12 protein-coding genes are annotated in these 11,866 nt (G+C 45.1%); 8 read left to right on the forward strand and 4 right to left on the reverse strand.

Translation table 11 applies throughout. The features are described from left to right. Nucleotides 1–69: 69 nt before the first annotated feature. Complete coding sequence (locus ACL934_RS04980) at nt 70–534, forward strand: hypothetical protein (protein ID WP_374078344.1); 465 nt, start codon at nt 70–72, stop codon at nt 532–534. Nucleotides 535–600: 66 nt separating this feature from the next. Here the strand turns inward: ACL934_RS04980 and ACL934_RS04985 are convergent, their stop codons facing one another. The 3 genes from ACL934_RS04985 to ACL934_RS04995 all read right to left on the reverse strand — a co-directional run bounded on the left by ACL934_RS04985 (nt 601) and on the right by ACL934_RS04995 (nt 2,238). Beyond that, nucleotides 601–1,056, reverse strand: coding sequence for a hypothetical protein (locus tag ACL934_RS04985; RefSeq protein ID WP_374078346.1), 456 nt, complete (start codon nt 1,054–1,056; stop codon nt 601–603). After that, on the reverse strand, nt 1,056–1,286 hold the full coding sequence (locus ACL934_RS04990; protein ID WP_374078349.1) for a DUF883 family protein: 231 nt from the start codon (nt 1,284–1,286) through the stop codon (nt 1,056–1,058). Before ACL934_RS04990 ends, ACL934_RS04985 begins: the two co-directional genes overlap by 1 nt. Before the next feature lie 112 nt (nt 1,287–1,398). Further along, nucleotides 1,399–2,238 carry a LysR family transcriptional regulator gene (locus ACL934_RS04995; protein WP_374078352.1) on the reverse strand — a complete coding sequence of 280 codons (840 nt, stop codon included), beginning with the start codon at nt 2,236–2,238 and terminating at the stop codon, nt 1,399–1,401. Nucleotides 2,239–2,337: 99 nt separating this feature from the next. On the opposite strand from ACL934_RS04995, the gene ACL934_RS05000 reads away from it, so the two are divergent. From ACL934_RS05000 to ACL934_RS05010, 3 genes are all read left to right on the forward strand, one after another. After that, a complete protein-coding gene (locus ACL934_RS05000) occupies nt 2,338–2,808 on the forward strand; it encodes a hypothetical protein (protein WP_374078354.1) in 471 nt (156 codons plus the stop codon). A 150-nt stretch (nt 2,809–2,958) separates the two neighbouring features. Then, nucleotides 2,959–3,924 (forward strand): YjgN family protein, encoded by a 966-nt coding sequence (locus ACL934_RS05005; protein WP_374078357.1) that lies wholly within the window; start codon nt 2,959–2,961, stop codon nt 3,922–3,924. 127 nt (nt 3,925–4,051) lie between these two features. Continuing rightward, the gene (locus tag ACL934_RS05010; protein ID WP_413613191.1) at nt 4,052–4,981 is read left to right on the forward strand and encodes a M48 family metallopeptidase; all 930 of its coding nucleotides are present in this window, start codon (nt 4,052–4,054) and stop codon (nt 4,979–4,981) included. A 384-nt stretch (nt 4,982–5,365) separates the two neighbouring features. On the opposite strand, the gene fusA is transcribed toward ACL934_RS05010, so the two are convergent. After that, complete coding sequence (gene fusA, locus ACL934_RS05015) at nt 5,366–7,474, reverse strand: elongation factor G (protein WP_374078362.1); 2,109 nt, start codon at nt 7,472–7,474, stop codon at nt 5,366–5,368. A 196-nt stretch (nt 7,475–7,670) separates the two neighbouring features. Here fusA and ACL934_RS05020 point away from each other — a divergent pair, with 196 nt between their 5' ends. The 4 genes from ACL934_RS05020 to ACL934_RS05035 are packed head-to-tail and all read left to right on the forward strand — an operon-like array spanning nt 7,671 to nt 11,766. Then, nucleotides 7,671–9,131, forward strand: coding sequence for a RecQ family ATP-dependent DNA helicase (locus ACL934_RS05020; protein ID WP_413613192.1), 1,461 nt, complete (start codon nt 7,671–7,673; stop codon nt 9,129–9,131). Further along, the gene (locus ACL934_RS05025; RefSeq protein WP_374078368.1) at nt 9,131–10,201 is read left to right on the forward strand and encodes a PQQ-dependent sugar dehydrogenase; all 1,071 of its coding nucleotides are present in this window, start codon (nt 9,131–9,133) and stop codon (nt 10,199–10,201) included. The genes ACL934_RS05020 and ACL934_RS05025 overlap by 1 nt, the downstream gene beginning before the upstream one ends. After that, nucleotides 10,201–10,869 (forward strand): leucyl/phenylalanyl-tRNA--protein transferase, encoded by a 669-nt coding sequence (aat, locus tag ACL934_RS05030; protein ID WP_374078371.1) that lies wholly within the window; start codon nt 10,201–10,203, stop codon nt 10,867–10,869. The genes ACL934_RS05025 and aat overlap by 1 nt, the downstream gene beginning before the upstream one ends. Next, a complete protein-coding gene (locus ACL934_RS05035; RefSeq protein WP_374078374.1) occupies nt 10,870–11,766 on the forward strand; it encodes a class I SAM-dependent methyltransferase in 897 nt (298 codons plus the stop codon). Nucleotides 11,767–11,866 lie beyond the last annotated feature (100 nt).

Below are 11,866 nucleotides of genomic sequence, written 5' to 3' on the forward strand. Positions count from 1 at the left end.
CTGCTCTGGCGGGGGCTTTTTATTTGTGCTAAAGCCTGGCCCTGAAATCAATCAAAAGGGGTTAAATCAATGAAGTCATTATTGCTTGCCGTACTCGTATCATTTTCTTTTGTTTCCTACGCGAGTGCATCGAACTCTTCTCAAGACATCGTTTCTGCTAAAAAAGGCAAATCGGAGCCAGCTCCGAAAGACCGCGATGAACGTAAAGGCGGAGACGAAGAAGTAGATCCACGCCAAGGTACATACGAAGGCAACGACCGTGACGGCGGTTCATTTGACGGCGGCGGTTACGAAGGTGATGGCGGTGGCAGCGGAATGATCGGTGAGATCTTTTACGTTCACGGGAGCCCTTATCTTCCAATAACAACAACTTCAACAAAAGAAGATCGTGGCGACGTGATCGTATACACAATCATCACACGTCAAGCTGTTGGCCCCACTGAGATGTGCACAACAACGACTGTAACAACATTTGAAAAGGCGACAGAAAAAGTTCTTTCGTCAAACACGGATACGTACTGCCTACACTTCTAAAAGTGCCAGGGGATTTTTTACGTCTACAGTGCGAAAAAAAGGGAGTCTTTAGACTCCCTTTTTTATTTAGCTTGCTTGTTCTTGATCTTGTTTTTCTTTTCTTCGGCTTTGTCGTTCTTCGACAAAATCCATGACGAGAAGGGCAACAGCACTTTCGAGTGCACCACTTTTTCCTGGAGCGGCTTGAGGTTTTTGTTCAAAGCCCATGGCTTTCAACCACGTTTTGCGGTTAAGACTGTAAATAAGAACTCCACCAGAAACGATGGTCATTCCTAAGTAGATCCACATACTCGTGGTGAAATAGAAACTCTCACTGCTATCAAATTGTCCGGCAATGCGTGCGATTAACAACGAAAGACCAACACAGAATAGCGCCAAGGCGCCAATGCACGACACGAGAATAAGTCCCAAAGCTCTAAGATGTAGAACGAGTTGTTGTGTGAGCGCTACACCAGGCTCTTTAAATAAATTTTTAGCACTTCCCATAAAAAAGGAAAGAATGGGGAGAAGAAGGTTCATCATCAGTCATCCCTTCTTTTGTAGAGCATGCGTGCAATCACAAATCCTGCAAGAACTGCCATGCCTACAGACGCCCAAGGATTTTCTTTTACAAATGTCGTCGCCGAGTCTTTCAACTCTTTGGCTTGCTTCTTTTGTTCATCAGGAATTTTGTCTTCAAGAGAAGACTTATAGTATTTCAGTTCTTCTTGAAGTTGTTTTTTGATTTCTGCAATCAATTCGTTGCGATCCATGATGCCGTCCTATCAGTGCAAGAATAAACACATATCTATTTCGGCAGAATCATGGCTCAGTTTAATACTTTCGCAAAACTCCAGGTCTATGGTCTTGGCGAGAAGTCCAATCTTAGAATTTGGATTTCGTGACGGCTTCGATAAAGGCTTTGCCTGTGGCGGTTCTCTTGAGACTCGGGCGATAGACCAAGCACAAAGAATCTTTGAAGCTTGTGATTTGTTCGTGAGCTTCTTCAATGGAAGCTGTATTTGCTAAGATCACGCGCTTAGGAAGAATGGCATGTCCGGCACCGACTTGCAGAAGACTTGCGATCACTTCTAAATTCGATGAAGGAATTTTACGAGAATAGCGAACTCCCTTTTTCTGAAGGCGTTCTAAGATTGTCTGCGCTTGGAAAAGATTGGGATCATAAATTAAAGTGTCAGAGATCGCAGATCCTTTTTTCTTCCATACTGTGACTTCGTCTTCGCAGATTTCCTTGATCACGAGGTCCGGATGCTTTTCTGGATTCATGACCAGACCCACATCGACAAAACTGTCGCGAATCATTTGTAAAACGTTGCGAGATAGATCGTGCATCAATTGAATATTGAGCTGAGGATGTTCTTTTAAAAGCGAAGGAAGAAAAACGGGGAGTGTGTACCTGGCGACCGAAGGATGAACGCCCAATCGAATAGTGCCTTTGACTGTTTGATCAAGAGAACCCGCTTCGCGGAGCATTTCTTCCCACAGCTCCACCATTTGATCTGAATATTGGTAGATCTGTAATCCCGAAGGAGTCAAAGTGACGCCCTTTTTGGATCTTTCAAAGAGGGTGACTCCTAGCAAGTCCTCCAATTTTTTCATGGCAACCGTCAGTGTAGGCTGACTAACATGAAGTTCTTGGGCAGCTCGGCTCATGTTGCCGGTGCGGGCGACGATTTTAAAGTATTTTAAGACATCAATATCCATAGGTAAATGTAATCACAATTATGAATAATCATCAATTTTATTTATGAAAAAGATGGCCTAAAACGGTTTCTGTCATCACGACGCTAAAAGGAGGATCTGATGAAAACCGTAAGCATGATCGTAGGACTGGTATTGGCAATGGGAGCTTTCGCAGGGCAAGCTCAAGCAGAGGAAACAATCATAGCAAAGAAAACTGTTCAATTGGCAGTGGACTTATCCCAAGCGGGCGTTCGCTCAAGCAATGCAGGGTACGGAACTACTTATCTTGTTAAGATCCTAGTGCCTGGTTTGGCCGCAGAAACTCTTCTTAATCACCGTAATGAAGGTGAAAGTGCGCCTTGCTTGGCAACATATGAAACAAGAAGGGTTGAAGACGTCATTAAAAACAACCCAGCAACAGAAACCTACACTTTTGAAATCGTACAGAAGAAGGTTGTCTACCCAGATGTAGCAAATAACACTTGCAGCGTGTGGCTCGTTGAAGACGTTCACTCCATAGTGCGTGGATTTAACTTTGTCCACAACCGCAGCACTGAGTTGCCAGCAAGGCACATCGACGACTGCAAATAATTGAAACATAAAATTTCCTAACAAAATCCCGATGGCATTTATTGGGATTTTGTATTTGGTTTGTACCAAAATAAGATGTGGCTTAAATTTATTAATGTTTAAGGTCCAGTTCGCCGATCTCTTAGGGGTTCAAACTTCAAAGGAGTCAGCGTGGACGTATCAACTGAGACCACACAAAAAGGCCGATTTCAATTTTCCTATGCAGGCAATGGCACCGAGATGGCCATCTTGATGTTGAAGAATCTTTTCTTCACGATCATTACTCTGGGAATTTACCGTGCTTGGGCTAAGACAAACACACGTCGTTATTTGTGGGAAAACGTGAAGTTCATGGGTGACGGCGGCACTTACGTAGGAACGGGAGGGGAGCTTTTCCGCGGCTGGATGAAGCTTCTAGGTATTCTTCTGGTTTTGGTGGTCGTTTCAAAAGCCGTAGAAACATTGGTGCCGATTCTAAAAATTCCGATTGCTCTAATTGTACCGTTTTTCTATCTCTTCGTCTTTGCCTTGGCGACCTATGCGGGTCTTCGTTATCGTCTCTCGCGAACTTTGTGGAGACAAATTCGCTTTGGGGTAGATAAAGATGAAGCTTCCACAAAAGAGTTTACGAAGCTCTATCTAAAGGGTGTTCTATTCTCTATTTTAACTTTGGGATTTTACTATTCCATCTTCCGCAATCAAGTTCGCACGTATTTAACAAATCGCTCTCGTTTGGGATCGGCGTATTTTAAATACGATGGGTCAGACGACGCTTACTTTAAAATGTATTGCAAAGGCTTGCTTCTTTCGATCATCACCTTGGGAATTTATGTTCCCTGGTTTATGGCAAAACTGATCAGCTTCCGTTTAAAACACACAAGTTTTCAAGGAGCTCGATTTGAGTTCACAATGCCAGGCAAAGATATTTTCGTGTATGGCTTGATGGCTTACATCGGAACTATTTTTACTTTCGGTCTTGCAGTGCCATGGATTTTCACATGGGGCTTGCGCAAGATCACAGAAAACATTTATCTCGAAGGTGAGTTAGATCTGTCTTCAATCAGACAACGCGCCAGTGATGGCAGTGCGATGGCCGACGATATCGTCGCAGAATACGATTTGGATCTAGGCTTCTAAAGTAATGACATCGTATCGCGCTAAGTATTTTGATGGAACCAAACCAGAGTCTCATCTCGTTGATGTGAGTATTAAGAATGCCATTCTTGAAATCACAAAAGACGGAGAGATTCTGGATCACTGGCCATTGAAACTTCTATTTCGCGATAGTACTCATCTGTCAAAAATAGTTCTGGCCTGCCAAGGAGAAGAAGACGCACGACTTGAGCTCATCGACGAGGCTCTATTAAAAGAACTCAGTGTTAAAAGTAAACTCCCGAAAAAAGGCCCCTTAAGTGTAGGAAAAAAAGAAATCACTTTGTGGATTGTAGGGATTGTTGCGGCATTATCGCTCGTATTCCTAGGTATTAAACCTCTGACAAAATTTATAGCCAGCAAAGTCAGCCACGAAACCGAACGCAAACTTTTATCTTCAGCAATAGGTTTTGCAAACCCAAGCTACTGCACACTCAGCTTGGAACAAAGTTTCGCTCTAGAAAAACTCCTCTCCCGCATCTATCCACAAGTCGAAGGAGATAAAGAGTTAGGCATTCAAATCCACATAGTAAGAAACCCCGTAGAAAACGCCTTCGCCCTCCCAGGCGCACAAATCTGGATCTACAACGGCCTAGTACAAAAAGCCCAAAGCCCCGAAGAATTAGCCGGAGTTCTAGCCCACGAAATAGAACACGTAAAACAGCGCCACGTCCTAGAAACAATAGTAAGAGGAACTCTACTAACATCCTTCCTAAGCTTAGCCGCAGGCGACGCCTCAGGAGCCTTAATAGTAGACCCACAAACAGCAGCAAGCCTCTTATCCCTAAGCTACGACCGAGACATGGAATCCAGCGCCGACGAAGGAGCAAGACAACGTCTGAAAACCGCAAAAGTTTCCACTCAAGGCTTAATAAACTTCTTCGAAAGAAATCAAAAAAAGGGCATCGAACTACCTAAGTTTCTTTCGACGCATCCTTTAGACGAAGACCGAATTAAAAATTTAAAAGAAGATTTTCTAAAAGAATCAGAATCTATCTTAACTAAAGAAGAATGGGCAACACTCCAGTCAGCTTGTAAATAGTGAATACAGCTGCTCTCGGTTCTTAAGATTATCTGGCCATCCTGTGCAGCCTTCCTGAAGCGCATCGTGCGCTTCAGGCCCAAGTACCACTGAAGTAATTCCAAGATCTGTGAATAAAAGTCCAAGAAACGAAGGGGATTTTTTATTTCCCGAAACTCCGTCGATCTGTGGGTTGGTTGTAGGTATTAGTGCGGAGGACGGCCTTAGGCGGCGCATGGATGCGCGAACCGGCGAAAGCCGGCGCCGTTGAGCACGGATGCGTGCCGCCCGCAGCACTAATACCTAAAAGCCATCCCCACAGCGCGCCCGAGAGCAGTGAAAAGGGCAAAAAAAAGCCCCGATGTTTCCACCGGGGCTTCGAAGTTCTAACCAAGAACCAAAGAATTACTTCTGCTCAGCCGCACGCTTCGCTTGGTATTTCTTAGCAAGCTCTTCCTGGATGTTACGAGGTACTGGAGCGTACTTCGCGAATTCCATAGAGAACTCACCTTTACCTTTAGTACCTGAACGAAGATCAGTTGAGTAACCGAACATTTCAGTCAATGGTACTTCTGCTTCGATAACGCAGTTACCTTCGAAAGCAGTCGTTCCAACGATAGTACCACGGCGTTGGTTGATTTGGCCAACCGCTGAACCTTGGTATTCGTCAGGAACAGTTGTCTCAAGCTTCATGATTGGCTCAAGAACTGTTGGTTTCGCAGCAGCATAGATCTCACGAAGAGCCGCCATACCAGCGATTTTAAACGCCATGTATGAAGAGTCGACGTCATGGTATGCACCGTCTTCAAGAACAACTTCAACGCCAACAATTGGGAAACCAATGAGTGGACCTTTAACAGTTTGTTCTTTGAAACCTTCTTCAACAGCTGGGATGAATTCTTTTGGAATACGACCACCCACAACTTTGTTGTCGAATTTAAATACAGAGCCATCTTCTTGCGGAGGCAACGGAGCAATCTTACCAACAATCTTCGCGTATTGACCCGAACCACCCGTTTGTTTTTTATGAGTGTAATCGAATGCCGCTTCTTGAGAGATTGTCTCACGGTAAGCAACCTGAGGTTGACCTACGATAACTTCACAGTTGAACTCACGCTTCATGCGCTCAACGTAGATTTCCAAGTGCAATTCACCCATACCAGAGATGATAGTCTCATTTGATTCCTCGTCACGGTGTACGCGGAAAGTAGGGTCTTCCTTACGGAATTTTTGCAACGCTTTAGAGAAGTTATTCGCAGCAGTTTTGTCCTTAGGAGCAACTGCCAAAGAGATAACCGCGTCTGGAACGTGCATAGATTGCATAGATGCGTGGATGTTCTCGTCACAGAAAGTATCACCAGATGCACAGTCGATACCGAACAAGGCAACGATGTCACCAGCGTAAGCTGTTTCGATGTCTTCCATCTTATCAGAGTGCATACGAACCAAACGAGGAATCTTAACAGATTTCTTGTTCACTTGGTTCACGATGAAATCACCTTTAGACATCTTACCTTGGTAAACACGCATGTAAGTCAACTGACCAAATGGAGTCTCTTGGAGTTTGAACGCCAAAGAAACCAATGGTTTGTTGTTGTCTGGGAACAGGTCAAACTTCTCTTCGTTCTTGTCAAGATCAAGAGCTTGCTCTTTTTTCTCAGCAGGAGACGGAAGGTAGTAAGTAACCGCGTCCATCAAACGTTGAACACCTTTATTTTTGAAAGCAGAACCGCAAAGAACTGGAACAAGTTTCAAGCCGATAGTTCCTTTACGGATAGCAGCACGAATCTCTTCAGTTGTTGGCTCTTCTTCCATCAAGAATTTTTCTTCGATAGCAGGATCTACGTCAGCCAATTTACCGATCATGATTTGACGGTATTTTTTCGCTGTTTCAACAAGATCTGGTGGGATCTCGCCAACTGCTACGTTTTCACCGTTTTCACCTTCGTTGATGTAAGACTTCATATCAGTCAAATCAACGTGGCCTCTGTGTTGATCTTCCAAACCGATTGGGATTTGGATCATCACAGCATTCAAGCGCAATTTTTCGATCAAAGCGTCTGTTACACGGTAAGGGTTCGCACCTTGACGATCCAATTTGTTAACGAATGCCAAACGAGGAACGTTGTAACGCTTCATTTGACGGTCAACAGTGATGGATTGAGATTGAACGCCGGCAACACCGCAAAGAAGAAGAACGGCACCGTCAAGAACGCGAAGAGAACGCTCAACTTCAACTGTGAAGTCCACGTGCCCCGGAGTGTCGATCAAATTGATTGTGTAGTCTTTCCAGTGAACTTGCGTCGCCGCAGACTGGATAGTGATACCTTTTTCTCTCTCTAGATCCATGGAGTCCATTGTTGCACCGACGCCATCTTTACCACGAACTTCGTGGATAGCGTGGATACGGCCTCCATAGAACAAAATACGCTCAGAAGTCGTCGTTTTTCCCGAGTCGATGTGAGCCGAGATACCGATATTTCTGACCATATCAATATTCCATTTTTTGGACATAACTTTACCCTTCTTAATTGGTCGTTGTTTTTATAGTTATATTTATGAAAGCATTCGGATTATCACCAAATAAAGCCGAGTGCAAAAGAAGATTCTAGGCTAGGGCTGTAACGCATTGCAATGCAAAAGATCTCACTCTCTCTTTGAGGCGGACCTCGGCTGGCGTATCGCCTAGGCTTGACGTAAACTTGGTGGCATGACGGACCTCCACGAACTGCTAACCACGAATTTTAATTTTACCTCTTTCAGAGGAGAGCAAGAAGCCATTTTGCGCAAAGTTTGGGCAAATGAAAATCTCCTCGCATTAATGCCGACGGGAATGGGAAAAAGTCTCTGTTTTCAGTTCCCGGCAAAGGTTCGCGACGGTTTAGTTGTCGTTATTTCGCCTCTAATCGCATTAATGCAAGATCAGGTTTTTAAAGCCCAAGACCTGGGGATTCCCGCTACATTTCTTAGTTCAACATTGAGTCGTGATGAGCGTTTGTCAAGGCAGGCGCGGATCGCCGCCGGGGACTATAAGCTTCTTTATGTGACGCCTGAGCGTTTTCGCAAAGCTGAATTTTTAGAGGCGATCAAAGGGCGAAAGATCCAACTTTTGGCGGTGGACGAGGCACACTGTATTTCTCAATGGGGTCATGACTTCCGCCCAGACTACTCCCGAGTGGGGGAGTTCCGCGCCCTGCTTGGCAATCCGCCGACCCTGGCTTTGACGGCAACAGCAACACCGGAAGTGCAAAAAGATATTTTGGCAAAGTTGTTTATGCCTGATGCGGAAATCATTTCTGCGGGAATTGAACGTCCGAACTTGGCGTTGAACGTTCACGATATCTACGGCATCGATGAAAAAATCCGCGCGATCGTCGGTCTTCGCCATCAGCACGGAGGAGCGGCGATTGTTTACTGCTCTTTGATTCAAACTTTAAAAAAACTTTCTTCGGCATTGAATCGCTTAGGTATGGAGCATTTGGTCTATCATGGAGATTTGGCTCCACAAGATCGCAAGCGCAATCAAAAAAGATTTATCAGCGAAGAAGCTCCTTTGATGATTGCCACTCCCGCATTTGGATTGGGAATTGACAAAGAAAATGTGCGCATCTTGATTCACGCGGAAACGCCGAGCTCTTTGGAATCTTATTTTCAAGAAGTCGGACGCGCCGGAAGAGATGGCAAAGAGTCTTCTTGTCATTTGCTCTATGACCAGGATGATGTCACGATTCAAATGGAGTTTTTAAAATGGTCTCATCCGGAGCCGGAATTCATTCGTAAAATCTATCAATTGATTGATGAAAAACGCATGCAAGTGGATCAGGGTGGTTTTGATTTCTTGCGCGAGCAAATGAATTTTAGAAATCGCCGGGATTTCCGTTCCGAGGCGGCGGTGAGTATTTTGGAACGATGGGGATGTTTGGAAAAATCCGAAGATCCGTTTCCATATACCTGCGTGCATGCTCCGACGGACGAACAATTTGCGACGGAAAATGGCGCAGAGATTTTAAAGGCGCAAAACACGAAGTTGCTCAAGATGGTTCAATGGGTCACACAGACTTCGGAATGCCGATTGAATCGCGTGTATCACTATTTCGGACATGAGCACGAAACTCCTTGCGGGAAGTGTGATGTCTGTAGGGACAACGAAGAACTAAAAAGGGAGGAATAATGAAAGCTATTGTGGTGCTGACTTCTCTATGGATCTCTTCGATGGGGTTTGCGGCGAAATTACCCCTGGAAAAATTAAAAATGCCACAAGGATTTAAAATTGCTGTGTGGGCGGAAGTTCCTGGCGCACGGTCTTTGGCGCAAGCTCCGGACGGGCGTATTTTTGTGGGTACTCGCGGCGGTGATAAAGTTTATGTCGTGCAAAATGGAAAGACGCAAATTTTAGCACAAGGTTTAGATACCCCGAATGGAGTCGCTTATCGCGATGGAAAACTTTACGTCGCCGAGATCAGCCGTATTTTAGAATTCGACGTGAGCAATCAAACCTCTTTGCCTTTAAAACCCGTGCGCATCTTAGAACAAAAATTTCCTTCAGACACGCACCATGGTTGGAAGTTCATTCGCTTCGGGCCTGATGGAAAGTTGTATGTGCCCGTGGGAGCCAATTGCAATATCTGTGATCCGGGAAAAGACTACGCGCGTATTTATCGTATCGACGTGAATGGAAATTCTAAAGAGGAGATCGCTCAAGGGGTGCGTAACACTGTGGGTTTTGATTTCCATCCCACAACAAAAGAATTGTGGTTCACGGATAACGGGCGCGACTGGCTGGGCGACGATCGTCCACCTGATGAACTCAATCGTTTAAACAAAGTCGGAGAGAATTTTGGATTTCCTGTTTGTCATGGGAAAGACATTTTAGACCCTGAGTTTGGCAAAGGAAAATCCTGCAAGGACTTCACGGCTCCTGTCGTGGAGTTGCGCGCGCATGTTGCTTCATTAGGAATGCGTTTTTATACCGGCTCGATGTTTCCTGCGACTTACCAAAGCAGCGTGATCTTGGCAGAACATGGTTCTTGGAATCGCTCGACACCGCAGGGCTACCGTTTGACCTTTGTGAAGTTGAACGGTTCACAAGTAGAGAAGGCGGAAACTTTTATCGATGGTTGGTTGCAAGGGGATTCTGCTTGGGGCCGTCCGGTCGATGTGGAAGTTTTAAAAGACGGATCGATGCTAGTGTCCGACGATAAGGCTGGCGTAATTTATAAAGTGACTTATCAAGGTAAATAATGGTTGTGAAGTTGCAGCATTCCTCAGTGGACTTTCCAGATCCCCGCGATACCTTGGCGGAAGGAATTATCGCGGTTGGTGGAAAGTTGGATGTGGGCACTTTGTGTGCGGCCTACACACGGGGAATTTTTCCGTGGCCTCAACCGGGCTTGCCGATGCTGTGGTTTTCTCCTGAAAAACGCGGCGTTTTGGATTTTAAAGATTTCAAAGTTCCCGAGAGTTTGCGCCGTTACCGTCGCCGCAATCCACAAATCGATTACACCGTAAATAAAGATTTTCACCAAGTGATCGAAGAGTGCTCCAAACAGCCTCGTCCTGGTCAAGAGGGCACGTGGATCACACCGATGATGAAACGCGCCTACGTGGAGTTCTTTAAAGCAGGCTATTGTCTGTCCATTGAAGTTCGTGAAAACAATATTGTGATCGGTGGTATCTACGGCGTTTTGATCGAAGGGGTTTTTAGCGGCGAGAGCATGTTTTATAAAAAGCCGAATGCTTCGAAAATGGCATTGTGGTTTTTAGTCGAGCTTTTGCAAAGCCAGGGACATGAGTGGATCGACGTGCAGATGGTCACCCCGGTGATTGGCAGCATGGGTGGTAAGTATGTTGACCGCGAAGACTATTTAGAAATGCTCGATAAGCGTCATCAAGAATTGGGGTTTGAGTAAATGAAAAAGCAAAGCACGTATTTGGAAAAAGCGGTGGCAGGTGTGGTCCCAAGCTCCGAGGATTGGGAAGATCTTCTTAAGATGGCCCATAAAGAAGCACCCTCCATGACTCCAAAGGCTTTTGCAATTCATCGCACGGCTCAAGGAATGAGTTCTTATCAAATTCTCACACAAACTCTCCGTGGTATTTCTTCTGCGGAAATGCGCGTTTTAGATTTGGCCTGTGGTGATGGCCATATGATTCATGAAGTATTAAAAGTTGCAGGCAGCGGAGTGCAAGTTGCGGGGCTTGATATGAGCGAAGGTGAGCTGGCTGTGGCGCGAAAGAATTTTTCGCAACATTCTCAAGTCAATCTATTAAATGGGCGCGCTCAAGCCATGCCTTTTGCGAGCGACAGTTTTGACGCTGTTTTATGCCACATGGCTTTTATGTTAATGAATCCGGTAGAAGCCGTTATTCAAGAAATTTTGCGCGTGTTAAAACCGCAGGGCGTTTTTTCTGCCATTGTTGGTTGGACAGATCCTAAGTCATCCCTGGGCCAAGAAGTCGTGGCCGTGATTGGAGAATTTTTTAAAGAGAATTTTCCCCATTTACCCGCAAAACTGCCAACAGGGGATGTGCGCGTGCGAAGCCACGAGGGGATTCAAGAGTTGTTCTCTGCCAATAAAGGTTTTGCTTCTGATTTAACAATTCATGACTTCCATATCAGAGTGAATGTGAATGAAGAAGATTTCTGGGCTTTTTATGGTGATACTTACCTAGTAGGCATGCTTTCTGAGGAGCACCGTCAGCATATGAAGAAAGATCTTCTTCAAGTTTTTCATCGCAGAAAAGATGACAATGATTTAGTCACTTTTGAGTTTCCACTTCGTCAAATCACGGTTTCAAAGGCCTAAGACAAGCCGACTTTGAGCTTTACCGGGAAAATGTTTCACTGATCTCTACGCGATCTGCTTTATATTCGCAATGATTACGGTTCGTTCATGTCATGCTTCT

Origin of the sequence: Bdellovibrio sp. HCB-110 (assembly GCF_047323225.1) — a bacterium.
Classification (GTDB): domain Bacteria; phylum Bdellovibrionota; class Bdellovibrionia; order Bdellovibrionales; family Bdellovibrionaceae; genus Bdellovibrio.